The organism is Lelliottia jeotgali (assembly GCF_977070485.1).
Map to the genome: position 1 here is coordinate 48,513 of NZ_CDRVFO010000003.1, position 26,694 is coordinate 75,206.

A 26,694-nucleotide genomic window follows, 5' to 3' on the forward strand; every position below is an offset into this window, starting at 1 on the left:
ATCATTGGCCGCGCAGGTCTTCGAAGAAGGCTTGCCGGCCATCCACCTGGCTCGAAGCCCGTGGCGCCGCTGCCGCTTCGCCGCTGGCCGCCTCGACATGCCAATAGCAGTGTCTGGCGGCGCGGGTGACCGCCACATAGGCCAAGCGCTGTACCTCTTCCTTCTGCGCTGTATCGAACGGTTGGGCATCACCGGCACGGCCAAGGCCGGCCTGGCGATACACCTGGTTCTTGTACGGCGAGCTGGTCAGGTACTGGCAGTCGCCGAGCATGAACACTGCATCGGCCTGCAGCCCCTTGGCGCTGTGGTAGGTCAGTTGGCGCAGACGCCTTTGATCGGGCGGCAATGCCGCTTCGCCTTGTAGCACGCAGGCCAGGTGCTCGCTCATCAAGGCTTTGTCGGCACCCTTGCGGTACAGCATCATCACCGATTCCCCACGCTGGTAATGCTCGATCAGCGTCTGGCCAAGCACCGCTTCGTCACGTTCGTACACCTTGACTGCCGACACCGGCAACTCGGCGGCGGGGCCCGCAGCTCTGGCCTTCTTGCCAGTGATGGATGGCGCTCCCTTGACCAGATGCTCGGCAGCATCGATGACCAGTTGCTGGCAACGGTAATTGTCGACCAGCATCACCCGAGTGTTGGCCGGCGACGGGAAGGTCTTGGTGAATTCCATGAAGTACTTTGGCGAACTGCCACGCCAGCCATAGATGGACTGCCAATCGTCACCCACACACAGCAGAGAAGAGTACTGGGCGGTGCGCCCCGTGTGAATGGCCGGTCCGCGGCGGCGGATTTCCGCGAGGCTGGCGCGCAGCCAGCTGACGATCTGCGGCGATACGTCCTGGAACTCGTCGATCATCAGATGCGCCAATGGCCTGAGCAAGGGGTCTGGCAGCAGTTTCAGGTTTTCCGGGTTGTTCTCACCGAACAAGGCGAACATGCGGTTGTAGCCCATCACCGGCGGCGACTGGTTGAGCAGGTGCGCCTCGAGGGCTTTCCAATACAGTGCCAGCGCCTCGAAGAACAATGCATCGCTGTCGCCGGACGGGAAACTCATCGCCGCCACCGCGCTGTTGACCTCAAGGCCCAGATTCTCGATGAAGTTGGCGGCACCGACGAAGGCATCGAGCAACGGTGCCGGGGCCAACTCGCCCTTGACCTTGTACTCGAACCCGGGGCCCGCGACCGCGTCACCTGCCAGCGAGGCGGCCAGGCGCCGGGCCATGGCATAGTTGTCCAACCAGATCAGCGGCCTGTCGCAGAACGCCTGCAGCAACGTGCGCTTGACCGCCCATTCGGCGCGCACCGCAAGCTTGGCCCCCGGGCGCTGGTACTGTGCGCTTTCCGACGGGTCGAAACCGAGCACCACCCAGGCATCCAGGCCTTCCAGACGGCCATGCACATGGAAGCGGCTGCCCCGGATGTCGACCGTTTCACGGCACGGCTCAATGCCCTTGATCGGCCACACGCCCGCCGCGAACCACAAATCCTCGATCACGTCGCACAGCTCTTCGTCGCGCTGGGCAGCCAGTTGCGTCACCTGCACGCGCTTCTGCACGTCGGGGTGGTCCGGGTCCAGCGGTTTGAGCTGCAGGGCTTCACCTCGCAGGGTCGCGATGATTTCGGCAAAGCGCGGGTTTTCCGCGAGCAGGTCGCGATAGCAAAGATTGAGCTGCTGGCGCTGGGCGTCGTTCAGGCGCAGGTCAAACGGGTTGCTCTCGGCGTCCGCCTCACGCCCCTCTGGCATATCGTTGCCCAGGGTCTCGAATGCACGCACCTGGCCAAAGCCGGGCAGGCTGCGGACCAGCGGCAGGATGCGCGAGTGGAAGGTACGTACCAGCTCGCGGGCGCGCACCGGAGGCAGGTCGAGCTGCCACAGCGAGAACACCTGCACCAGGCGCTTGATGAAGTCCTTGCGTGACTCACGGGTGAAGGTCACCACCGTCATCGCGTCCAGTTCGTAGCCCAGGTAATGGCGCAGCAGCAGGATGCGCAGCACCAGCGAAGTGGACTTGCCAGCCCCGGCCCCGGCCACCACGCAGGTAGAGGGCGTGTCACTGAATATCAGCTTCCACTGGGCGGCACTGGGCTGCGCCTCGGCGGGCAGTCTTTGAGCTACATCAGCCTTGAAGCGCTTTTTCAGCTCAGTGGTCAGCGGCAGGCGCCAGTCGTCGAACAACAGGTCATCCCGGCCAGGTACGGCAGCGCTATCAGGGCGTGAATCGCGAATCACCAGTACCTGGCGACCTGCCTCGTAACCTTCCACCCGTCCACGCTCGAAACCTTCGCGCATGCCATCAGCGTGGCCGCTGCGCTGGCCGATGGCATGGCCCAGGAACCAGGAGTCACGGTGTTGCGCCTGCAAGCGGCTCAGTCCACGGCCCAAAAGGCGTGCAGCCAGGCGGCGAAGCCAGGGCAATTGCGCGGGCGGGGTCAGTTCGGCAGGGGCCTGGGGTTGCTCGTGGGCCACGGTCACTCCGTTGAAAATCGAAACAGCGTGCATGTTCGCCGCATCGGCAAAAAATCGCCAGCGAATGCTTGCAGATCAGTGGATTAGGCGATGAATCGCACAATTCACATCGCTGCAACCAATCTAATTAAACGATGGTAATTAGCCGATATTTACGCTTATTTTCGATCTTTCTTTGAAGCATCATGAGCCCATTCCACCCACTCAAGGAGCAAGATCATGCTGCAACTGCGACCTTTCGAAGGCCTTGGCCACGCCAACCACGGCTGGCTCGATGCCCATCACCACTTCTCGTTTGCCGAATACCATGACCCGGCGCGTATGCACTGGGGCAACCTGCGAGTATGGAACGATGACCTCATCGCCGCCGGCAGCGGGTTCCCACCGCATCCACACCGCGACATGGAAATCATCACCTATGTGCGTGAAGGCGCCATCACCCACCAAGACAGCCTGGGCAACAAAGGCCGTACCGAAGCCGGCGATGTACAGGTCATGAGTGCCGGTACCGGCATCGTGCACAGCGAGTACAACCTGGAAGACGTCGATACTCGTATTTTCCAGATCTGGATCGTACCGGAGCGCGTCGGCGATGCGCCGTCGTGGGGTACCCGACCGTTCCCCAAAGGCGAGCGCGGGGAAGGCTTCGTAACGCTGGCCAGCGGCCGGGCGGGCGATGATGAAAGCCTGCAGATCCGCACCGATGCGCGCCTGGTAGCGGCAACCCTGCGGGCAGGCGAAACGGCCGAGTACCGCTTTGATACAGGGCGCCGAGGCTATCTGGTGCCGGCCAAGGGCCTGGTTGAGGTCAACGGGCTGCGGGCCAAGGGCCGCGATGGCGTGGCGATCGAGCAGGAAGACGTGCTGCGAGTGACCGCGATCGAAGACAGCGAGATCGTGCTGGTCGATGTGGCTTGAACAAGCAGGGCCGCGCTGCGGCCCTGGTTCACGGGTCAATCAGGCAATCGCGGCATCCACCAATACCTGCGCCTCTGCCACCAGGCGTTGCAGGTGCGCCTCGTCGATAAAGCTCTCGGCGTAGATCTTGTAGATGTCCTCGGTGCCGGATGGCCGTGCGGCAAACCAGCCGTTGGCGGTCATCACCTTCAGGCCACCGATGGCCTGGCCATTGCCTGGCGCGTGGCTGAGGATCTGCTCGATGGGTTCTCCGGCCAGTTCGGTCGACTTGACCTGCTCCGGCGCCAACTTGCTCAACAACGCCTTCTGCCGAGCATCGGCCTTCGCTTCCACACGGGTAGCGAACGGCTTGCCCAGCGCCGCCGTGAGGTCGGCATAGGCCTGGCTTGGATTACGGCCGGTGCGTGCAGTCATCTCGGCGGCCAGCAGCGCCGGAATCAAGCCATCCTTGTCGGTTGCCCAGACCGTGCCGTCCTTGCGCAGGAACGACGCGCCGGCGCTTTCTTCGCCGCCAAAGCCCAACGAGCCGTCGAACAGCCCCTGGGCAAAGTACTTGAAGCCCACCGGCACTTCATACAAGTCACGGCCCAGGCGCGCGGTAACACGGTCGATCAGGCCGCTGGACACCACCGTCTTGCCTACGGCAGCGTCACTGCGCCACTGCGGACGGTGACGGTACAGGTAGTCGATGGCCACAGCCAGGTAGTTGTTTGGCTGCAACAGGCCATCGGCGGTGACGATCCCGTGGCGGTCGTGGTCCGGGTCGCAGGCGAACGCCACATCGAAGCGCTCGCGCAGGCCGATCAGGCCTTGCATGGCGTACGGCGACGAAGGGTCCATGCGGATCTGGCCGTCCCAGTCGACGGTCATGAAGCGGAAGGTCGGGTCGACCTCGGTGTTGACCACTTCCAGGTTCAGCTTGTAATGCTCGGCGATCGCCGACCAGTAACGCACCCCTGCCCCACCCAGCGGGTCAACGCCCAGGCGCAGGTTGGCGCTGCGGATGATGTCGAAGTCGATGACGTTTTCCAGGTCGGCAACGTAGTGGCTGACATAATCGTGGCGCTGGGTGCTCGGGGCCTGAAGGGCTTGCGCATGGTCCATGCGCTTGACGCCGGCAAGGCCTGCGGCCAGCAGTTCGTTGGCCTTGGCCTCGACCCACTTGGTCACATCGCTGTCAGCCGGGCCACCGTTGGGCGGGTTGTATTTGAAGCCACCGCTCTGCGGCGGGTTGTGCGAGGGGGTGATTACGATGCCATCGGCCAGCCCACCATCGCGGCCACGGTTGTAGCACAGGATGGCGTGGGACACCGCAGGCGTCGGGGTGTATTCATCGTCCTTGGACAGCATCACCTGCACGCCATTGGCGGCCAGCACTTCCAGGGCACTGGCGGCTGCCGGCGCGGACAACGCGTGAGTATCGGCACCGATGAACAACGGGCCGTCGATGCCCTTTTCCTGGCGGTACAGGCAGATGGCCTGGGTGATCGCCAGCACGTGGTCTTCGTTGAAACTCAGGTCGAACGAACTGCCCCGGTGGCCCGAGGTGCCGAAGGCCACGCGCTGGGCCGCTACGGCAGCGTCGGGGCGGCCGGTGTAATAAGCGGTGAGCAGGCGGGGGATATCGACCAGCACGCTGGCCGGAGCCGGCTTGCCTGCCAAAGGACTGAGCGTCATGCAGAAACCTCGAGTTCAACGGATGTTGGAGTTGGAACACGCAGTGTACTGGGAGTTGCAATGAGGTGCTAAGGCCTTGCCGAGGATTATTCGCGGGCTATCTGCCACCAGCTGGGGAACATCTGCTGCACATGCGGCTCGGCGAAGCGCTGATCGATCAACACCAGCACGCCGCGGTCCTGATCGCCGCGAATCACCCGGCCTGCAGCCTGGATCACCTTGCGTACACCGGGGTACAGGTAGACGTAGTCGAAACCAGCGCCGAACTGGCGCCCCAGGCGCTGCTTGAACTGTTCGTTCACCGGGTTGACCTGAGGTAACCCGAGGGTGGCGACGAATGCACCGATCAGCCGGGTACCCGGTAGATCGACGCCTTCGCCAAAAGCCCCGCCCAGCACGGCAAAGCCAACGCCCTGCCCGTCGGCGGCAAAGCGCGCCAGAAAGGCCTGACGCGCGGCTTCGTCCATGCCCGGCGCCTGGGCCCAGGCTGCTATCGCCGGGTGCTGCTCGGTCAGCAGCGCATGCACTTGCTGCAAGTATTCGAAACTGCTGAAGAACGCCAGGTAGTTGCCGGGTTGGCGCTGGTACTGCTCGGCGATCAGCGCAACGATCGGTGCCAGCGAGGCCCGACGCTCGTGATAACGGGTAGAGACCTGGCTGGCGATGCGCACTTCGAGCTGTTCGGCGCGAAACGGCGCCGCCACTTCAAGCCACGCTGTATCCGGTGGCATGCCGAGCAGGTCGGTGTAGAAATGCCGGGGGCTGAGCGTGGCCGAGAACAACGTCACGCTGCGCGCTGCCTGCATGCGCGGGCCGAGCAGTTTGGCGGGCGTTACGTTACGCAGGCACAAGGTGGCCAGGCGACGCTGGCGCGGGCCTTCGCGCAGGCTCACATCGAACAGGAAATGCTCATCGAACAGCTCGGCAACCCGGTTGAACTGCAGCGCCTGAAAATAGAACTGCAGGATGTGTGTATCCACTTCGACGGGCGACTCGTTCAAGCGCTCCTGGATCAGCCCGATGCATTGCTGCAGCGCACGCAGAAAGGCGTCCGGCAACTGCTCGGTGGCCAGATAAGGCGCTCGCTGCGCCTTATACAGGGCATTCCATTGGCGGTTCAGCCGGTCCAGCGCGCTGGCCAGCCCTGGCGGTTTGCGCTGGCGCAACGCCTGCAACTGCCCCTGATCGAGGCTGGCGCTGTACATGCCGCGGCCACGCTCCACCAGGTTATGAGCCTCGTCAACCAAAACCGCAACGCGCCATTGGTTGGCCTGTGTCAGGCCGAACAGCAGGGCATGAGCGTCGAAATAATAGTTGTAGTCGGCAACCAGTACATCGACCCATCGAGCCATTTCCTGCCCCAGGTAGTACGGGCAAACCTGGTGTGCCAAGGCCACATCGCGCAGGTTTGCGCGGTCCAGCAACGGCAACCGGGCTGCAGCCTCACGCGCCGCCGGCAGGCGGTCGTAGAAGCCTTGGGCCAATGGGCAGGCATCGCCATGGCAGGCTTTGTCGGGGTGCTCGCAGGCCTTGTCGCGGGCAATCAGTTCCAGGGTGCGCAGCGCGGGCTGCGGCGTGGCCCGGGTGATCTGCTGCAGGGCCTCCAGCGCAAGCGCCCGGCCTGGGGTCTTGGCGGTCAGGAAGAACACTTTGTCGAGTTGTTGCGGCACCATGGCCTTGAGCAACGGGAACAGTGTGCCGAGGGTCTTGCCGATACCGGTGCTGGCCTGGGCCATCAGGCAGCGCCCGGTGCTGACCGCCTTGTACAGGGTTTCGGCCAGTTGCCGCTGGCCTTGGCGAAACTGCGGGTAAGGAAAGCCCAGGGTCTGCAGGCCTCGGTCACGCTCGGCCAGGCGCTGTGTTTGCCCCTGGGCCCAAGCCAGAAAACACAGGCATTGGGTTTCGAAAAAAGCTTGCAGCTCGGCAGCGCTGTAATGCTCGCTGATCAGCGTCTGGCTGTCGTTGTCCACGTTCAGGTAAACCAGCGCCACCTCGATGGCGGGCAACTGCCGCGCCTGGCACAGCAGCCAGGCATAGACCTTGGCCTGGGCCCAGTGTAGCTGGCGATGATTGGCAGGTTGGCGGACCAGGTCTGCACGGTAGGTCTTGATCTCTTCAAGACGGTTTGCGGCGGGGTCATAACCGTCGGCGCGGCCGCGCACCTGCAAGCCCTGATAAGCGCCTTCGAGTGCGACCTCCGCCTCGTACCCGGCGGCCCGCCTGGCCACTACCCTGCGATGACCCTCGATGCCCTCCTGGGCAGTGGGCGACGGTGTGAAGCGCAGGTCGAGGTCACCGACCTTGGCAGTGAACTCACACAAAGAGCGCACCGCCACGCGGTAGCTCACTCGCCGCTCCAGCGCACATGGCAGACGGCCACCGGCAAGCCGTGCTCGGCGCAGAATTCCAGCCACCGTAACTGGTTGTCCTGCAGGCGGTCGCCCGGGCCTTTGACCTCGACCATGCGGTAACGCCCCTGCTCCGGCCAGAACTGGATCAGGTCAGGCATGCCGGTGCGGTTGTTGCGTATGTCCTGCAGCAGGCGCAGGAAACACTGTTTGAGGTGCGCGGCTGGTAGGCAGGCCAATGCCTGCACGAGCAAGGCATGGTTGAGCATCTGCCAGAACACGAACGGCGATTGTAGCCCTTGCTTGGCGGCATAGCAGTCGAGGATGGCCTGCTGATGCGAGCCGTCGTCTAGCCGGCCCAGGCAAGCATCGAACTGAGCAGCGCGCCGCAGTTGGAAGTCGCAGTCGTGCAAGTCTTGCGGTGCAGCCTGGAAGGGGTTGAAGAAAGCGCCGGGAATCGGGGCGAAGATCGCGTCCCAGCACAACAGCCCGAACAGGCTGGTGAGCAGCGTGTTCTCGACGTAGTGAACCTGCCCGCCTGCTTGCGCCAGGTGCTGCCGAACAGCCTCCTCGACACCCAGCGCGGCCTGCTCGCGAGGCAGCTCGAGCTCGATCACCTGCGCGGGTGTGACACGCCGCCGGCGCTGCGCCGGCCCGCCCAGTTTGCGCACCAGGCGCGGCAACATGCGCTCAAGCGCCTGGACTTCCAGGGCATTGGCAGGCGCTTGAGCCAGGTGCACGGCCAGGGCATGCGCCTCTTGCCAGCGCTCGCTGCGCTCCAGTACCCGCACTTGGCGGATGCGCGCTTGGGCATGGCTACTCTGGGCATACACCGTCAATGCCAGGTCCCAGTTGCCAAGGCGCTCGCACTGCTGGCCCAAGGCAAACAGCAAGCGCGCGTGACGCCGGGCCAGCCAGGGGTTTTCGCTGCGCCAGCCCGCCAATGCCTGAAGGATCGACGCAGGCGCCTCATCCGACTCCAATCGCTCGGCGCATTGGTGCAAAGCCATGGCCAGGTCAACGTCGCTGCGCTGCTGCAAGGCCCGCGAGCCGGGGCTGAATGGCACTTGCTCGAAGCGCAGCACGCCCAGGTCGGCCAGGACAAAATCAGACCAGTCCTGGTACAGGTTGCCAAAAAACAGCAGACGCATGCGGTCGCACAGCGGCTGCAGGCACCACTGTACGATGCGCACCGGAGCGCTGATAAACCATTCGGACAGCGGCCTGGGCGCCAGTTCCAAGACTTGAAGTTGCGCGAGCAGATCGGTTTTGGCCGCACGCGGTCGGCTCAAAAGGCCTGCAAAACCGCTGGCCAGTTCCTCCTTGCGAAGCAGGGCGAACAACTGTTCCAGGCTCAACTGCTCGGGTTCGCGCACCCAGCCCAGCGCCTGCAGTGGCTGCAAGGCCGCACGCGTATCGCCGATCTCGGCATATTCCAGTCGGTCACTGCGAAACAGCTCGCCCTTGCGCATCACCATGCGCACCAGCAGCGCCTGGGCTGGCTCCTCGAGCCTGGCAAAAGCATGGATGAAAGCCAGCTCCTGGGTATCGAGCAGGTCGGCATAACGGTGTTCGACCCACAGCAATACCTGGCGAAAGTTATGCAGGTAGTAGAGCGGGTCGTCGACGGAATGGGCGATCACAGGGAGGGGTCGGGGGTAGCAGGAACGGACACTGTTTATACATACAGATAACGCCTGCTGGCAAGCCCCGTGGGTCAGGCTGGCAAACAACCGACCAATGGCGCTTCAGCCACGTCAGAGCGCCATGACCATCTCATGCCAGGCCATGCCGCCGTGGTCCGAGGGCGACGGTTTCACATACTGGTAACCCATCTTGCGGTACAGCTCGACATGTTGCTGCTTGCACATCAGGTGGATGGTGCGTTTCTCTAGCGCAGTCATCCGCTGCACGAAGGTATTCATCAACAGCTTCGCGTAGCCCTTGCCCTGAAAAGCCGGGTCCACCACAACGGACATGATCACTACATTGGCGGCCGCCGGATCATGGCCTACCAGCTCCTTGAAGGCCTCATCGGACATCACCACGTCGTGGGCACAGCCACTGTTGATGAAACCCACGACCTCGCCATCGACCTCAAGCAGGAGGAAACCCTCCGGGTACTGCGCGATGCGGGTGCGGATCTTTTCAAGGGTCGCGGCTTCATCCCCTTCGTACGCGCCGATTTCAATCTCGTAGCAGCGTTCGGCATCCTGGAGAACAGGTCGGCGAAAATGTGGGGTGCCCATGCAGATGCTCCTGAATATGAATGAACAGGGCGCCATGATACGTGACATGCCAGGGCAGGCGATCAGCTTTTGCTGTCAGCCTGCCGCCCGCGACGCGGCGCCAGCACCTGTTTCAACCGGTAGAGCGCCTCGCTTAGCGCTTCTGGCTGGTCGCCTGCCCAAGTAAGCGCCAGGTACTGCTGATAACGCCCCTGCAAGCTGAACCGCGCACCCGCCAGTACTTGCAAGACCGGACCAGACAAAGCTGGCGCAACTCGATCCAAGGCGATTGGCTCAAGCATGCGCACCCACAGGACATAGCCCCCGTCAGGCATGTCAAAGGCCAACTGCCCGCCAAGGCAAACATTGAGTTGATTGCATAAATGCTCCATATGCTTGCGCAGCTCCAGCCGGCGTCGGCGCAATAGCCCGTCGACCTCGCCATTGCTGAGCATCTGCGCCAAGGCCTGCTGACGCATAGGAGGTAGCTGGAAGGCTCGTCGGGAAAACCTTTCGGCAAAGGTGCCATGCAGGCCCAGTACATACGCGTAGGGAGCCTCGGCACCGACCAACGCTTGCAGCGACCCCAGCACCAACAGCCACCGTTGGTCGACCCAGTCACGCAAACGTGCCCCTGGAGGGGTGTCGAAACAGTGCTCGCTGTCCAGATCGTTTTCCAGCAGCCAGACAGGATGCGAGGCCAGCAAGTGGGCAATCTGCCGCTGGTCCTGTTGCGACATCAACCGCCCCGTGGGCATGCCAAGGCATGACGGTATGACCATCATGCGCACCGACTCACGCCCCAGCAGGCGAGCAAGGCTGCCGAGGTCAGGGCTGCCATGGTGGTCGACGGGCATCTCCAGCACATGCAAGCCAAAACGCTGCAAAACCCTCAGCAAACGCCAGCAGCACGGCGATGCGACCAGGACCGTGCTGCCATGCAACGCCAATGCTTCCAGCAGCGTTTCCAGCACAGCCTGCATGTCGGGCCCCAGGTGCACATCTTCAGCACGCCAGGATTGCCGGGACGATCGGGTGTAACGTTCGGCCAATACATGCCGCAGGCGAACTTCTCCCGAGTTCTGGGCACCGGACGATGAACATGCTCGCTGTCGCGCCAGCCGTCGTTCGTGAGCGAACAAAACACGTTCCATCGCCGGATGCGCCAGCACAGCCTGATCCGACTCTGCAGTGGCCGTTACGCCCTTGATGACTCCGGTCGGCACAAAGTATCCGGACTTAGGTACCGACAGTACCCGCCCTTCATGTTCCAACAACCCGTAGGCCGTTTGCACAGTGGCCAATGAAACGCGCAGGTGCCTGGACAGGGCGCGCAGTGAGGGCAAACGGCGCTGACCTCCCCGCGCGGCCTCATCGATAAGCGCTTGCAGATATCTATACACCGTCTGGTAGGCGAATTCACGCCCCATCAGGTAAGCCCTCACAGGCAGTCAAACCAGCTGCGGGCCGGTTGGCCACCAGCCCCAGATGCACATCACGCCGTGCCAGGTTTGCCAGCAAGGGCAAGGCGCTGTCATGCAAACGCCCTTCATAAATAGCTCGCAATTGGCCGAGGGACAAACCACTGGTGTTTACCAACCAATCCTTGACGGGATCGGGGCAGGGTTTGCCCTGCATGGCGCGATGCAGATAAGGCAGTGCCACCAGCATATCGGCGTGGCAGCATTGCAGAAAGCGCTCCAACCCGCGCCCCTTGTTGGCGAACGGGCTGTGGAGCATGCAAACGAGCTGGGTTCGCTCAAGTCCATAGGCCTTGGCAAAACGGCTGTGCTGCGATGCCTGTGGCGTGGCTGGCGACCTTTCACCATGCAGACGCTGCGCCAAGCCTGCCTCCACAGGAACATTGCAGCGCGACCGCAACTCATGCAGCTGGGCCAAGGCCAGCGGGTCGAGAAAACTTGCCAGTGGCATGGCCTTCTGCACAGGCTCGAAGTGGCACTCCATCATCAAGTCCAGCTCACCTTCACTCAGTAGCTGGGGCAACAGTTCGTCGATGGTAATCAGCCTGATCAGGCGGTCCGAGTAGCACTCGGTGCCAGGCGTTTCGGGCTCGCCAAGTGAAGTGCCGGCGGTGTTGTGCAACTGACTCAACCGCTTGGCAAGCGTCGCCATGCACTGATGCAGGTTTGCTCCCCCCCCGCCACCCGCCTGGCGCAGGCCCCTGCGGGCCCACGCCAGGTAACGCAGCCGCTGTCGCGCAGGCATGGCGGTAACCATTGCATCGACTGCCGGTTGGCCGTCGAGCGCCAGACACAGGGCTGCGCCCAGTTCCAGGTGCGTGCGACTGCCCAAAAGTGCTTCGGGCCGCGTATCGACAAGATGGCCAAACACAAGCAAGGCATCGCGCGCCAGCGCCCAGGGTTCGGCCGCCAGGTAGGGCCGGCGGGTGAACGACACCACCTGCCCGGCTTCGAGCATCTGCAACTGGACCCTGGGATCGTCATGCAGAAACAAGGCACTGAAAACACGCTCATGCTGCTCAAGAAGCGCGCTGCTGGCTGCGGGTAGGCACACCGCCACCACCTGCAACTGAAAGGTGACAGGTGCGCGCTGGGCAATGCTCAACTGGGCCGCACGCAAGACCGCCAGCAGCCGGGCGCTATGGCAGTCTGCGCCTAGCAGCACGAGCAACCTGAACGTACCGATATATTCCGGGCCACCTGCGGCTACCAGCAAACGCTGAACCAACAACTGCAAAGAGGCGCGCTGGACCTGAGACATATGGCCCAACACGCGGTCCAGCACCTGTTGGTAGATATGATGCATAGCTTGGTCGTGGATATTGCTCACATGCCACCTCACTACTTCATTCTTTCCACCGCCAACGATGCACTTTTGCATGAATGAATAGGCGGCGAATCAAATCTGAAGAATCTTCCTACAAATCTTTATGAGAAACTGAAGTGACGAATTACTGTCGCCATGCCATTGAGCAAAATGAACCCCTGCGTGAGCCCTCCGCCGCGCCAAAACACCAAAAACCAGGGTTGTTCTTCTCCATTACACGCTCCTTGCGTAAAGCATCATTACGCCATTATCAGGCGTTGCTCGACGATTAAAAGATACAGACGCCGGTAAAAAAACCATTCAGCCGAATGGCAGGTCAATGTGCGCTCGACACGGGGAAGTTTTCAAAGATAAAGATTTTTCAAGACATCTGCATGCACGCGAGGCGGCAATAGTTTCTATGTAGGACGGATACTAGTTAATTGTAGGAAAAGTCCTAGCAAGTGACTATTCACGAATTGTCGGGGAGATAGAGTATTGGAAAGTGAACGCCTAGAATTTTATGGCGTTGCGGCTATCGAGCACCGCGCGGGAGGCGCACCATCAAGCTGCGAACACTCGAAAAAAAACCCGAGCCAAGCCCGGGTTCCCTTTACATCGAGCGTATATCAGCCCGCCCCCAAGTCCAGCACCACTCTGCCGCCACAAGGACACTCATCCATATACCGGTGCGCTTCAACCACCTGATCAAACGGATACACCTTGACGATCTGCGGTGTCAGCAACTGGTCAGCCGTGAACTGGTTGATATCGCGCAGGGCGCGCTGCAGCGCAACCTGGTCCTGGCTAATGCCCAGTTCCGGCTTGCCTGTGAAGTTACCGATGCAGTGAACGTAGAACTGGATGTTCTTCTGGAACGCCGCACAGGCCGGGAATGGTGTCTGGTTACCACCCTGCAGGCCATAAAGCACCAGGCTGCCGCGTGGCGCGAGTACATCGCCGAGCAGTGACATCTGCGGGCCGCCCATACCGTCCAGGACCATGTCCACGCCGCGCCCGTCGGTGTACTTGCCCACCTGCATGAGCAAGTCCTGCTCTTCGGTGACAATCACCTTGTCAGCGCCCAGGCCCAGCAGATATTCGCGCTGCTCCGGCTCCTTGGTGGCAGCGAACACCTTGAGCCCCAGGGCCTTGCCCAGCTGTACGAAGGCGGGCCCTGCGCAATGGCTGGCATCGGTGACCAGTGCGGTCTGCCCGGCCTTGGCCCTGGCCAGGTCGACATAGGCGAAGTAGGCGATCAGCAGCGGCGTGTAATGCACGCTGGCTTCGATCGGTGTGAGGATATCCGGATAACGGGTAATCGCCGTGCGCGGCAGAACGATCACATCCCCATACACCGGGTGATCATTGGCACTGGTCGCCGGGAAGCTGGCCACCCGGTCGCCCACTGCAATGTCATCGACACCTTCACCCACCGCAGTCACCACACCGGCCATCTCGTGGCCGATCCCCGCAGGCAGACGGGCTTGGGACGGCGCCAGGTTCTGCCGCCAAAGCACGTCGTACCAGCTCACGCCAATGGCCTCGACGCGGATCTGCACCTCGCCGACAGCAGGTGACGGTTCGGCCTGCTCCTCGCAGCGGAGCACTTCGGCAGCGCCGAACTTGTGGAACCGGATCATGCGGGACATCGCATACCTCGCCTTTGTGAATCTCGTATTACCACGGACTTTATCCGGGCTTTTGCCGTTAGACCATCAGTGGCTATTAATAGTCGACATGCCTGTCATCGATTGGGCACCTCACATTTCTGTGCATTGGCCCCACAAATCGGTGCAGGTTAACAGCCTTTGGCCTTAAGATTCACCCCTGCCCCACTTTAGGCGAAGTGCACCGATGAATCGAAACGACCTGCGTCGCGTAGACCTCAACCTGCTGATCGTGTTCGAAACCCTGATGCATGAGCGTAGCGTGACCCGTGCCGCCGAGAAGCTGTTCCTTGGCCAGCCGGCGATCAGCGCGGCGCTGTCGCGCCTGCGTAACCTGTTCGACGACCCGTTGTTCGTGCGCACGGGCCGCAGCATGGAGCCGTCAGCGCGGGCACATGAAATCTTCGCCCTGCTGTCGCCGGCGCTGGATTCCATCTCCACCGCGGTCAGCCGCGCCGCCGAGTTCGACCCGGCCACCAGCAACGCGGTGTTCCGCATCGGCCTGTCGGACGACGCCGAATTCGCCCTGCTGCCGCAGCTGCTCAAGCGCATCCGCGCCGAGGCGCCCGGCATCGTGCTGGTGGTGCGCCGGGTCAATTACCTGCTGATGCCTACCCTGCTGGCCTCCGGCGAAATCTCGGTGGGGGTGAGCTACACCAGCGAACTGCCCGCCAACGCCAAGCGCAAGGTGCTGCGCCGCAGCATGCCCAAGCTGCTGCGCGCCGACAGCGTGCCCGGCAGCATCACCCTCGACGACTTCTGCGCACGGCCGCATGCACTGGTGTCGTTCGCTGGTGACTTGTCCGGTTTCATCGACGAAGCGCTGGAGGAGATCGGCCGCAAGCGCCATGTGGTCCTGGCCGTGCCGCAATTCAACGGCCTGGGCAGCCTGCTGGCGGGGACCGACATCGTTGCCACGGTGCCCGATTACACCGCTGATGCGCTGACTGCTGCGGGTGGGTTGCGGGCTGAAGACCTGCCGATAGCGGTGCGCAGCTTCGAGTTGCACATGGCCTGGCGAGGGGCGCAGGACAATGACCCGGCGGAGCGCTGGTTAAGGTCGCGGATACAGATGTTCTTTGGGGATCCGGATAGCCTGTAAAAAATAGCGAGCTCGGTAGGAAAGGCCATTTGCATACTCATTGCCGCCCGTGATGCCAAATCAACATACGGATACTTGGCAGAACCCATGATGAAGATGATAAACGCCATGAACTTGTCACCATCGATAGCATGGCGGGCAATACATACAACAATTAGACGACATCTACCCTCATGGCTACTCGGACTAAAAACCCTCTATATTTGAAATCATAGGGATATCCAGAATCGCAGCATACAATAAACATTGCGTGAACTAATCCTACACATTCCTGCGAATTTTCTGACAGCCAATTCAGCGCCTCTATTCAACCCCATAGATCCTTGAAAGAAACGCTTGACATTAAAGTTAGGCCTTAGCCATATTCAACCTCACTAACCAACCGACACTCACTCTAGACACTGACCAGAATTTAAAAGCAGGTCAGTTTCTTCACGATGGATCCCTCAGACGCGCGGCGGAGTATGCTTTACAAAGCGGTACCGTCAATCTGCCGACTTCCCGCATCCGGATCCGCCTGAAAGAACTGGATCAACTGGAGCAGACCATGTCTGCCCACTTAAAGTGCAGCGCCTTCACTGTAACCTCATGCAGCGCGGGGATCGGAACATCGCAGCTATTGTCAGCAGGTCGCTGAAGCCCAAATACAAGCCGCCTCGGGCCTTCAGTGTGTGGCCCCGTGGCTGGTTGGCGGGAGGCCGCCCAGAGTCAGAAAACTGTTCAAATCCGATCTCTGTCAGATTGCCCTAATCCCTCGCACCGGCGGCAGATGAAATTCAGTAGGCCGAGTGATATCCAATAAAAACGCATGAGTCGAGCGGTTTATTGCCACTCGGCGCCAGTAACTTCGAGGAGCGTCTATGCGACAGCAGTATGATCCCGCCTGGGTCGAAAGCACGGTTCAGGCCAAATGGCTTCGCGATGAAGTCTTCAAGGCTGTCGAAGACCAAAGCCGGCCAAAATTCTATGCCTGCTCCATGCTGCCATACCCTTCCGGGAAACTGCACATGGGCCATGTGCGCAATTATACGATCAATGACATGCTGGCACGCCACTTGCGGATGAAGGGCTACAACGTCCTGATGCCAATGGGGTGGGATGCATTCGGCCTTCCGGCGGAAAACGCCGCCATGCAGTCGGGCGTGCCTCCAGCCGAATGGACTCGAATGAACATCGCCGACATGAAATCCCAGATGCAACCGCTCGGCCTGGCGTTCGACTGGTCGCGGGAAATTGCCACCTGCGATCCGCAATACTACAAGTGGAACCAGTGGTTCTTCCTGAAGCTGCTGGAAAAGGGCGTGGCCTACAAGAAAACCCAGATCGTCAACTGGGACCCCATCGACCAAACCGTGCTGGCCAATGAGCAAGTGGTAGATGGACGGGGCTGGCGATCAGGGGCACTGGTGGAGAAGCGCGAGATTCCCGGCTACTACCTGCGCATCACGCAGTATGGCGAAGAGCTGCTGTCGGCTATCGATACCCTGGAAGGCTGGCCGGACATGGTTCGCAGCATGCAACGCAACTGGATTGGCAAGGCCAGTGGCACGCGCCTGGCCTTCCTACATGCGATCGAAGATGCCAGCGGGCAGTTGATCGACGCGGGCAAGCTGTGGGTATTCACCACGCGCGTCGAAACGCTGATGGGTGTGACTTTCTGCGCTGTTTCCCCTGATCATCCCCTGGCCCAGCGAGCCATCGCGCTCGAGCCTGGGCTCGAACCACAGGTGCAGGCGTGTCGGCAGTCGGCACAGGCCAGCCCTGCCGCTGGTGCACAAGCGAAGCTCGGCATCCCGAGCGGCTTGCACGTCGAGCACCCATTGACTGGCGAGCCAGTCGCCATCTGGATCACCAATTATGTGCTCGATGAGTACGGCGAAGGCGCTTTGATGGGAGTGCCGGCCCACGATGAGCGTGATTTCGACTTTGCACGGCAGTACGGCTTGCCCGTGCGCCCCGTCATCACTTTCGAAGGGGCGGCCTATGACCCTGCCGCATGGTCGGATCGCTATGCCAGTCGGGAGGGTCGCCTGATCAATTCAGGCGCCTACGATGGCCTCACTGTAGAGCAGGCGTCCCTGGCGATCTTCGATGCCCTGGCCGAGCGCGGATGCGGGGAGCAAGCCACCACCTGGCGTTTGCGTGACTGGGGCATCTCACGGCAGCGTTACTGGGGAACACCGATTCCAATCATCCATTGCGAATGCTGTGGCGATGTTCCGGTGCCTTACGCAGACCTGCCAGTGGTATTGCCGACTGACTGCATTCCCGACGGCAGTGGCAACCCGCTTCAGCAGCATGATGCGTTCCGCCACGTCGCATGCCCGCGTTGTGCGGCGCCCGCACTTCGGGAGACAGACACCATGGATACCTTCGTCGACTCCAGCTGGTACTTCATGCGCTACTGCGACCCGGACTGCCATACCGCAATGGTCGGATCTGGCAATCGCTACTGGATGCCCATCGACCAGTACATCGGCGGCATCGAACATGCGGTTCTGCACCTGCTCTACGCCAGGTTCTGGACCAAGGCGATGCGCGACGAGGGATTGGTTGACTTCAGTGAGCCGTTCAAGAACCTGTTCACTCAGGGGATGTTGCTGCGGGAAAGTTACTACCGCAAGGCCGAAGATGGCAGCCGGCGCTGGTTCTACCCCTCCGAGATATCGGTTCACTACGATGAGAAGGGCCGTCCGGTCAGCGCCACAGCGATCGAGGATGGCATGCCCGTAAGCCTGGGCGGTGTGGAGAAGATGTCCAAATCGAAGAACAACGTGGTCGAGCCCAAGGAGATCATCAACCGATTCGGCGCGGACACCGCCCGCCTGTTCACCATTTTCGCAGGGCCTCCGGACCAGAGCACGATCTGGAGCGACAGCGGTGTCGAAGGGGCTTATCGCTTCCTGCGCCGTCTCTGGGACTTTGCCGTTGACGAGCAAGCTCGCTGGAACGAAGTTGACGACCTGCCGACGGATGCCGCGCAAGCTAGCCGTGTACGTTTCGAGACCCATGGCTTGCTACAACAGATCAATTACGATTATGAGCGCCTGCAGTACAACACCGTCGTATCGGGCGCGATGAAGATGCTCAAGGTGCTCGAAGGAGCCCGCGGCGCTGGCCGCCAAGTCTGCCGGGAGACCATATCCATTCTCCTCCAGGTGCTGCATCCGGTGACGCCGCATATTTCCCAAGTACTATGGGAAGAGCTGGCGTTCCCTGGCGCGATCTATGACAGTGCCTGGCCGACCCCAGACAGCGAAGCGCTGAAACGGGATGAAGTGAAGATGATGGTGCAGGTCAATGGCAAGCTGCGTGGGGAAATCCTCGTCCAGGCAGACGCCGACCATGACACGATCCGTCGCCAGGCACTCTGCGATGCGGTGTTGAGCAAATATCTGGAAGGCGCTGAGAGAATGATAGTGGTACCTAACAGATTGGTGAACTTCATCGTCTGACCTTGCTGACTGCCCCTGAAGACGCCAGGTCAGTGCGACTCAAGGTCCAGGACCAAAACGCTTGAAACGGCGGCTAACCCGCGCACGCAAGCATATCAGTTGAAACTTTCGTAAACCGCGCCAAGTCCAGACCCCTATCGGCCAGCGAACGGGAGAAGGCAATGACAGGCACGGTAGGCGACTTTCTGGTAGAGCGCTTGTATCAATGGGGGGTGCGGCGCATCTTCGGCTACCCCGGCGACGGTATCAACGGTGTATTCGGCGCGTTGAGCCGGGCCAACGGCAAGATCGAATTCATCCAGGCCCGCCATGAGGAAATGGCAGCATTCATGGCCTGCGCCCATGCCAAGTTCACCGGTGAACTGGGCGTGTGCATTGCCACCTCCGGGCCTGGCGCATCGCACTTGCTCACCGGGCTGTATGACGCCCGCATGGACCACATGCCAGTGCTGGCCATCGTCGGCCAGCAAGCCCGAGCGGCGTTGGGCGGCCACTATCAGCAGGAACTGGACTTGCTGTCGATGTTCAAGGATGTGGCCGGTGCATTCGTGCAACAAGCCTCCACACCCTCGCAGGTACGCCATTTACTCGACCGCGCCGTGCGCACTGCCGTCGGCGAACGGCGTGTGACGGCGGTGATCCTGCCCAATGACCTTCAGGACCTGCCCTACCAGGAACCGGCCCGCGCCCATGGCACCGTGCATTCCGGCGTTGGTTACAGCAAGCCCAAGGTGGTGCCCTACGACAGCGACCTGCAGCGTGCCGCCGAGGTACTCAACGCTGGGCGCAAAGTGGCCATTCTGGTCGGAGCCGGTGCCTTGCAGGCTACCGAAGAGATCATCGAAATCGCCGACACGCTCGGCGCAGGGGTGGCAAAGGCGCTACTGGGCAAGGCCGCCTTGCCCGATGACCTGCCGTGGGTGACCGGCGCCATCGGCTTGCTGGGTACCGAACCGAGCTACCAGTTGATGGCCGAATGCGACACCTTGCTGATGATCGGCTCAGGGTTCCCCTATTCCGAGTTCCTGCCCAAGGAAGGCCAGGCCCGTGGGGTGCAGATCGACCTTCAGCCAGACATGCTAAGCCTGCGTTACCCGATGGAGGTCAACCTGCTGGGTGATGCCGGGGAGACCTTGCGCGCATTGCTGCCATTGCTCGAGACAAAATCCGACCGCCGCTGGCGTAAGAAAGTCGAAGGCTGGCGCGCACGTTGGGACAAGACCCTGGCCAAACGCGCAATGGTCAAGGCGGACCCGATAAACCCGCAACGCGTGGTGTACGAGCTGTCCCCTCGCCTGCCCGACAACACCCTGGTGACCAGCGACTCCGGTTCCTGCGCTAACTGGTATGCCCGTGACCTGCAAATTCGGCAAGGCATGCAGTGCTCGCTGTCAGGCGGCCTGGCCTGCATGGGCGCCGCGGTACCGTACGCCATCGCCGCCAAGTTCGCCCATCCGCAGCGCCCGGTGGTGGCACTGGTCGGCGATGGCGCGATGCAGATGAGCAACCTGGCCGAGCTGATTACCGTAGCCAAGTACTGGCAGCAGTGGGAGAACCCGCAATGGATCTGCGCGGTGTTCAATAACGAGGACCTCAACCAGGTCACCTGGGAGCAACGTGTGATGGAGGGCGACCCCAAGTTCGAGGCGTCCCAGACGATCCCTGACGTGCCTTATCACCTGTTTGCCATCTCCATCGGCCTGGAGGGCATTTTCGTCGACCGTGAAGATGACATCGCAGCGGCCTGGGAACGTGCGCTAAGCGCCGATCGGCCGGTATTGATCGAGTTCAAGACCGACCCCAACGTGCCGCCCTTGCCGCCTCATATCAAACTCGAACAGGCGAAGAACCTCGCCGGCTTTTTGTTCAAAGGCGACCCGGACCAGGCCAGCGTCATGGTCCAGACAGCCAAGCAGGTATTGAGCTCGATGCTTCCTGGTAAGAAGTGACGCAATCCTCTAGCCATCAATCAGCCAAGCAGGCGTGAGTGATAGCAACGATGACGCGCCGAGCAAACAGACACGCGCTGCAGGGGCGCAGCGCGCCAGCTTGCCCGGTGTGCATCGATACATACCATTGGCGCCGGGTGCATCGCTTCATGGGTACGGGCAGTGACGATGGTCACCCTTTGCTGCGACGTGGGTCTGCCGAACGAGGATAGGCTCATCGCCCGCGTGCTGGGCGCTGCGCGACACTATACGGAGGCGCATTCCATCGGGGCATGCAACTTGCGGTTTATTCCGTCATGACCATGCATGTAGCCCAGAAAGTCATGGTTGACATGGAAAACTATTTGACCTCGAACGCGTCGTAGACCACTGCATTGCCCAAGCGCATTGCGCTACCCACGCCGACCGTACGATTGAGCCATGCGTATTGGGGCGCGGATGTCTCGAAACGCAGGGTGATGCGGAACTGGTACAGGCTGGGATCGACGTCTTCGCCAGCGGCCACCCTCTTCATGACCGCAGCCGGCCCGTAACGGTAGCCTTCGGTGCGCAGGTAGATCAGTGCGCCATCGTCGGTCTGCAGCAGGTAGCGGGTGTCGATGATCGCCACACCCTCGGGGCTGACAATCTGCCAGTCCGCGCCGTTATTGAGGATGGTGCCCTTGAGCCTGGCCCCCTCGAAACGGCCGCCTGTGATCGGGATGATACGCCGCTTGCCCTGCGCGCTGGTTTCGCCCAGCTCCCACACCGGCGCGACAAGGTCCACCGTAAAGCGCGCCAGGGGTTCGAGCTTGAGCGGGGGCGGAGCGTAACTGGCAGCCTGGGCAAGGCCCGTGCAAACGCCAAGCAGCAGCCCAAGCAATCCTCTGCGAAGGTTCATCATGCTGCCTCCTGCACTGACCGGGCATCGGGATTTGTCGGGTGCGGGCCTGGTGATGCGACCCGGTTTGCTGGGGGGCGTGCTATAGGCGCTTTCATGAGTGCAGATATCCTTTGTTATTGTTAATGGATAATATTGTTAATGATTATTTTTGTTAACCAATAGTCTGTCAAGGTTCCTTTGGGTGCTTGCCGCAAAATCTTCAGCACCCTTGGGATGAGCGCTGAAGGACGATCTGGCCACCCGGTGCAAGCTTGGACGCAGCGCATGCTACGCTTGAATCAGCTGTGAACAGTGTCTTGGCGCAAAAAACAAGGCCCTGCCCTTCTGCCTTTGATCACCAAAGGTGCTGACATGCCCGAGTTCAGGAAACAGGCCAGCTCGCACCTGCAAGCAGATGATGACGGCCATCGGGAACACAAGCGCTTCGCGTCACGAACAGAGCGCCTGGACGCAGGAAAGAAACTGCGCGAAACGGTGCCGCGCTCGTCCCATGCATTCTGGAAACCGGCGCACAAGCATCGCGACCCTGTCGACATTCTCGAACAGTCCAACCGCAGCCGGCATCCGGCCTTGGTGCCCGTGCGCTATGGGCGCATGTTGCGTAGCCCGTTCACTTTTCTCAGGGGCTCAGCCGGCTTGATGGCACGCGACCTCGCGACACTTCCCCACACAGGTATTCGCGTTCAGGCCTGCGGTGATTGCCACCTGCTGAATTTTGGATTATTCGCCACCCCCGAACGTAACCTGATCTTCGACATCAATGATTTTGACGAAACGTTACCCGCCCCTTGGGAGTGGGATATAAAGCGTCTGGCAACCAGTTTTGCCGTAGCCGCCCGCGATAACCGCCTCATCGATGAAGATGCCAGGCGTCTGGCTATGGAATGCGTTCGCGCCTACCGGGAACGCATGCGCGAGTTGACGATGATGAGCCCGCTGGAAATCTGGTACGACCGCCTCGACGCACAAACACTCATCGATATGGCCCCTAGTCTCAAATACCGTAAAGCACGTGAACAGTTGATGGCCAAGGCCCGGACTCGCATCGGCGACTACCTGTACCCACAAATCAGTGACGAAGTGGGCGGCCGGCGACGCCTGGTCGATCAGCCGCCGATTCTTTTTCATGTCGATGAAGCCGACTTCATCAACCGGGTGCACCTTGCCCTGGAGGATTATCGTACTTCTCTGCTGCCGGAACGCAGGGTCCTGTATGACCGTTATCGCCTGGAAGACTTTGCCATGAAGGCAGTGGGTATCGGCAGCGTCGGCACCTATTGCTTCGTCGGTTTGTTCTTTTCAGCGCAAAACAACCCATTGCTCCTGCAATTCAAGCAGGCTTGTCCTTCTGTGCTTGAACCCTATGCGGGCAAGAGCGAATTTGTAAACCAGGGCCAACGGGTGGTCACGGGCCAACGGCTTATGCAATCTGCCAGTGACATTTTTCTCGGATGGACCGAGAGCACCAAGGGCCGGCAGTTTTTTGTCCGGCAATTGCGCGACATGAAAATGTCACTACCTGTAGAAGGTGCATCGCTCGAACAGATGATGATGTACGCCGAGGTATGCGGCATTACCCTGGCGCGCGCGCATGCAAAATCAGGTGACGCCGCCTTGATCAGTGGCTATCTGGGTAAATCGAACACCTTTGATCAGGCCATAGGCGATTTCTCACTCGCCTACGCCGAGCAGAATGCGAAGGACTACGCGGCACTGATCAGCGCTGAGAAAAAAGGAAGAATCAAGGCACTGCGCGAAGAAGACTAATGTTGCGGCGCCAGCCGTTCACGGTCATCCGGCAACACATAAAGGCTCTGCAACAGTTTGTCCTGCGCTGTTTGTACCCCCAGGTAGCGTACGAACAAGGCTTCTCCATCCGGGCCGGACAGCGCCTGGCTAAGCGCGGCATCCACCAACAGGCGAAAACCATCATCGCCACGGGCCATGGGCAGTGCGACACGGCTCGTGACAAACAGGTGATCCGGGATCCATAACCGGTCGCGCTCAGGCTGCTGGCTCTGCAGGGAAAGCAAAATCATCCTCTCGCCAAAAAACGCATCGACCTTGCGCTCGACCACCCGGCGCACACCCTCCTGGTAGCTGGACACCTCTTCAAGCCTGGACTGCAGGCCAAGCTTGCGAATACGCTCCCGCGCCCACTGACTGCTCAGCGTGCCGCGCAGCACTGCAAAACTGTGCTTGCTCAACCCCGCATTGAGGGTTGCGCGCCACCTGGGGCCGGTATCGACAGGCTTACCACGCAGTGGCTCCAGAAGGCTGGCCGGTGCATCACGCCGCACCAGCACCGCAAGGCCGGTGGTGAATACCGGTATGGAAAAATTCAGGGTTTCCCGTCTTGTGATCGTTTCCACCATCGGCGTGCACAGCAGATCAACCGTTCCCTCGCTCAAGGCGCGGACGGCTTGCTCCTGCGGCACCACATGCCAATGCACTTGCAAGTCGGCAAGGCCAGGTGACTGGCGAAGGTGTTGAGCCACTGCCTGGCACAATTCGATGCCATACCCTTGAGGTGACTGGATACTGCCTGAGGAAAACGGGGCAAGGTCTGCGATAAAACCCAGATTGAGGACCTGACTGGCGCGCAGCCGGCTCAGCTTGTCGGTCGCTGCTTCAACGCTGCACACCGCCGCAAACGGCACCGAAAGGGCCAGGCACAGGGCAACCCATTTCGACCTGCGCATCATGGCGCACCTCCAATCAAGTCCAGCACCTTGACGAAACGTTTGGCGATGAAGCCGAATAGCAGGTAACCCAGCGCCATGATCAGCGCAGCGCCAAACACCGCTTCCAGACCCGAGGCATAGAGCGCATAGAAGCAATAGCACACCGCAACCAGCATGATTGCGCTGTTGCGACGGAAGATCTTTATATCCACCTGGGCCTTGTACATGATCACCAGCAACCCGGTCAGGGACGTGATGTAGGGAATGATGTTGGTCACTGCCGCCAGGTTGACCAGCTTGCTGAACTGAGCGCTGGCATTAGGCGAAATGGTCGACAACGCAATCAGGCTCTGCAAGACCGCGCACGTCAGCATGCCCGCCAGTGGCGCGCCCCTGGCAGTAACGCGGGTGAACAACTTGGGAAACAGCCCTTGCTCGGCGGTAACCTTGGCCGTCTCGGCCAGGGTGAACTGCCACCCCAGCAATGAACCGACACAGGCAATGACTGCCAACCCCATGATCACGTTACCGACCGTGTCATTGAACATGCGCGCATAGACCAGCGCAAAGGGTGCGCTGGAGTTCGCAAGTTCGGGGTTTGGCACGATCCCCTGAATGACGGTGGTCGACAGGATATAAATCACCGCCGCGCCCAGTGTGCCGAACAGGCATGCAAGCGGCACGTTGCGCTTGGGGTTCTCCACCGCATCCGAATTTTGCGCGGCCGACTCCATGCCCAGAAAGGCCCAAAGCGTCAAGGGGATACTGGCGGTGATCGCCTGGCTCACCGGTATGCTGTCGGGGTTCCAGGCATCGGTGAACGTCTGCGGGTTGAACCAGTACCAACCCACGAAACTCAGGCCCGCCACAGGAATGATGACGCCCCATACACTGATCGCGCCTAGCTTGCCGGTTATGTTCGCACCGCCGACATTGGCCAGGGTGCTGAACCAGATCAGCATCACCGTCCCTGCCACCAGCGGGCCTGGGCCTGTACCAAGCCAGGGTAGGAAAGGCGTCAGATAACCCACCGCGGAAATACCAATGGCAACATTGCCGATCATCAGCGAGAGGAAATACAGGTAGGAGCAGAGGAAGAATGCGGATTTGCCATGGGCCTCTTCGCTGTAGGCCGACATTCCGCCCGAGCGCGTGCAGTAGATACCGCATTGTGCGAAACAGTAGGCGATGGCCATCGAACCCACAGCCGTCACGACCCACGAGAGCAGCGACACAGCACCGATCTGCGCCATGCTGGCGGGCAGCATGATGATACCTGAGCCCATCATGTTGACGGTGACCAAAGTGGTCAGCCCGACCAAACCCATTTTCTTTGCTGGATCGCGCACAGGAATGACCTCCGAGGAACCAAGCCGGCTTCGATAGCGTTTCTGACGGTGCGCCTGCTCCCCGGCCCAACCCGGTATGGGCAGAGCCTGATACAGGGTATTGCCCATCACACAAAGCTTGTGCAACCACACTAGCAATGCGTCGGCTGCAGTGGTTATCAAATGTCAAGAATAGTGCGAAGGAGCGTCGGTGCTGATCTTAGGCAATGGTTATTCACGGATTATTGGAAAGGCTGGTTATCGAGCGGATGCAGGATGACGAGACATGCAGGACGCTGGCCGGCATTACAAGCAGTCACGCCCGACCGCAAAAAAATCAGATTTGTCCCCTTTCTTGTAGTCCATTTCCCAAAGATACTCGCTACGCCTGTTTTTCGTTGCGGTCGTTATTTCTGAGTTTTAGGCTCGGTGGGTCGTTGCACATCAACGACCGGCTTTGACAGGCCGCGACGAGATACTTTGCAGAGCTTTGCCTTTAATGGCGGCTGTGTATGGGGCTCGTTCGCGTGCGCCGGTTCTGGTATCCGCCGGTCTGTCAACCTATGCACAGCTGCCACCTAACTGTTTGACAGCAGGTAGCAGGCGGCCCTGAAAATGGATACCAAAGCATGTTGAAGATAGTCCCCGATCCCCCGCACACCCTTCACTCCCTCGAAGACACGCTGATGATGGCTGCCGACTACGCGCTCTGCGCCGAGGTCGTTGCCCAACAGGCGATGTTGATGCAGCCCAAAGCACCCGTGTCCTTGATGATCATGACCTCGATGCACGAGCTTGATGCCCGGCGCAAATTGCTCGAGTCAGCTCTGGCACAAATACAGAAACCAGCCGACCCGCAGACGCTGCATTAGTCCTCATCATGATCTGCCTGGCCTGGCTCTTTCCCCGGCTAGCTTCCTCGCACAGCACCGCCCCTGAGGTTGTAGACGACCCTTAGGCGCCCGGTGAAACCTGTGGGAGCCCGGCTTGCCGGCGATAGGGCCAGCCCAGGCATCCAGAATTTCGGGGAGATCAAACAATGACTGCCGAAGTGCGCATGCTGAAAACGTGAAACCAACCACGCCTAAGGGACCAGCACGGTACCTGTGGGCTTGCCCGCGAAGGGCCGCACTGCGTTCCAGCAGTGACGCCCATGTCGTAGCCGGCCGAACATGGCGACCACGCTGAACAC

17 protein-coding genes are annotated in these 26,694 nt (G+C 60.8%); 6 read left to right on the forward strand and 11 right to left on the reverse strand.

Annotated features, from left to right (window positions below; all coding sequences use genetic code 11):
• Position 1 precedes the first annotated feature (1 nt).
• A complete protein-coding gene (locus ACW4TB_RS05055) occupies positions 2-2,506 on the reverse strand; it encodes a UvrD-helicase domain-containing protein (RefSeq protein ID WP_279932270.1) in 2,505 nt (834 codons plus the stop codon).
• A 186-nt stretch (positions 2,507-2,692) separates the two neighbouring features.
• On the opposite strand from ACW4TB_RS05055, the gene ACW4TB_RS05060 reads away from it, so the two are divergent.
• On the forward strand, positions 2,693-3,391 hold the full coding sequence (locus tag ACW4TB_RS05060) for a pirin family protein (RefSeq protein ID WP_012314819.1): 699 nt from the start codon (positions 2,693-2,695) through the stop codon (positions 3,389-3,391).
• A 39-nt stretch (positions 3,392-3,430) separates the two neighbouring features.
• On the opposite strand, the gene pgm is transcribed toward ACW4TB_RS05060, so the two are convergent.
• From pgm to ACW4TB_RS05095, 7 genes are all read right to left on the reverse strand, one after another.
• Positions 3,431-5,068 carry a phosphoglucomutase (alpha-D-glucose-1,6-bisphosphate-dependent) gene (pgm, locus tag ACW4TB_RS05065; protein WP_279932269.1) on the reverse strand — a complete coding sequence of 546 codons (1,638 nt, stop codon included), beginning with the start codon at positions 5,066-5,068 and terminating at the stop codon, positions 3,431-3,433.
• An 86-nt stretch (positions 5,069-5,154) separates the two neighbouring features.
• Positions 5,155-7,416: an ATP-dependent DNA helicase gene (locus ACW4TB_RS05070; RefSeq protein ID WP_279932268.1), complete on the reverse strand. Its 2,262-nt coding sequence runs from the start codon at positions 7,414-7,416 to the stop codon at positions 5,155-5,157.
• A complete protein-coding gene (locus ACW4TB_RS05075) occupies positions 7,413-9,059 on the reverse strand; it encodes a VRR-NUC domain-containing protein (protein WP_279932267.1) in 1,647 nt (548 codons plus the stop codon). Before ACW4TB_RS05075 ends, ACW4TB_RS05070 begins: the two co-directional genes overlap by 4 nt.
• Before the next feature lie 114 nt (positions 9,060-9,173).
• Entirely contained in the window at positions 9,174-9,665 is a 492-nt protein-coding gene (locus ACW4TB_RS05080) for a GNAT family N-acetyltransferase (protein WP_012314823.1), read from the reverse strand.
• Positions 9,666-9,727: 62 nt separating this feature from the next.
• The gene (locus tag ACW4TB_RS05085; RefSeq protein ID WP_279932266.1) at positions 9,728-11,074 is read right to left on the reverse strand and encodes an aminotransferase class I/II-fold pyridoxal phosphate-dependent enzyme; all 1,347 of its coding nucleotides are present in this window, start codon (positions 11,072-11,074) and stop codon (positions 9,728-9,730) included.
• Entirely contained in the window at positions 11,064-12,431 is a 1,368-nt protein-coding gene (locus tag ACW4TB_RS05090) for a hypothetical protein (RefSeq protein ID WP_455842899.1), read from the reverse strand. The genes ACW4TB_RS05085 and ACW4TB_RS05090 overlap by 11 nt, the downstream gene beginning before the upstream one ends.
• A gap of 629 nt (positions 12,432-13,060) precedes the next feature.
• Positions 13,061-14,083, reverse strand: coding sequence for a zinc-dependent alcohol dehydrogenase family protein (locus tag ACW4TB_RS05095; RefSeq protein WP_279932264.1), 1,023 nt, complete (start codon positions 14,081-14,083; stop codon positions 13,061-13,063).
• A 205-nt stretch (positions 14,084-14,288) separates the two neighbouring features.
• On the opposite strand from ACW4TB_RS05095, the gene ACW4TB_RS05100 reads away from it, so the two are divergent.
• From ACW4TB_RS05100 to ACW4TB_RS05110, 3 genes are all read left to right on the forward strand, one after another.
• On the forward strand, positions 14,289-15,203 hold the full coding sequence (locus ACW4TB_RS05100; RefSeq protein ID WP_012314827.1) for a LysR family transcriptional regulator: 915 nt from the start codon (positions 14,289-14,291) through the stop codon (positions 15,201-15,203).
• Between the two features lie 860 nt (positions 15,204-16,063).
• On the forward strand, positions 16,064-18,658 hold the full coding sequence (gene leuS, locus ACW4TB_RS05105) for a leucine--tRNA ligase (protein ID WP_279932263.1): 2,595 nt from the start codon (positions 16,064-16,066) through the stop codon (positions 18,656-18,658).
• A gap of 161 nt (positions 18,659-18,819) precedes the next feature.
• A complete protein-coding gene (locus ACW4TB_RS05110) occupies positions 18,820-20,607 on the forward strand; it encodes a thiamine pyrophosphate-requiring protein (RefSeq protein ID WP_455828290.1) in 1,788 nt (595 codons plus the stop codon).
• Positions 20,608-20,947: 340 nt separating this feature from the next.
• Here ACW4TB_RS05110 and ACW4TB_RS05115 read toward each other — a convergent pair whose 3' ends face one another.
• The gene (locus ACW4TB_RS05115; protein ID WP_012314835.1) at positions 20,948-21,490 is read right to left on the reverse strand and encodes a DUF3237 domain-containing protein; all 543 of its coding nucleotides are present in this window, start codon (positions 21,488-21,490) and stop codon (positions 20,948-20,950) included.
• 351 nt (positions 21,491-21,841) lie between these two features.
• Between ACW4TB_RS05115 and ACW4TB_RS05120 the strand changes: the two genes are divergently transcribed.
• Entirely contained in the window at positions 21,842-23,257 is a 1,416-nt protein-coding gene (locus ACW4TB_RS05120; protein WP_254465942.1) for a DUF2252 domain-containing protein, read from the forward strand.
• Here the strand turns inward: ACW4TB_RS05120 and ACW4TB_RS05125 are convergent.
• Both ACW4TB_RS05125 and potE read right to left on the reverse strand, forming a co-directional pair.
• Positions 23,254-24,192, reverse strand: a complete 939-nt coding sequence (locus tag ACW4TB_RS05125; RefSeq protein WP_279932261.1) for a transporter substrate-binding domain-containing protein — start codon at positions 24,190-24,192, stop codon at positions 23,254-23,256. The genes ACW4TB_RS05120 and ACW4TB_RS05125 overlap by 4 nt on opposite strands.
• Entirely contained in the window at positions 24,192-25,502 is a 1,311-nt protein-coding gene (gene potE, locus ACW4TB_RS05130; protein WP_455842921.1) for a putrescine-ornithine antiporter, read from the reverse strand. Before potE ends, ACW4TB_RS05125 begins: the two co-directional genes overlap by 1 nt.
• 629 nt (positions 25,503-26,131) lie before the next feature.
• On the opposite strand from potE, the gene ACW4TB_RS05135 reads away from it, so the two are divergent.
• Positions 26,132-26,374 carry a hypothetical protein gene (locus ACW4TB_RS05135; protein WP_279932260.1) on the forward strand — a complete coding sequence of 81 codons (243 nt, stop codon included), beginning with the start codon at positions 26,132-26,134 and terminating at the stop codon, positions 26,372-26,374.
• The last annotated feature ends 320 nt before the right edge of the window (positions 26,375-26,694 follow it).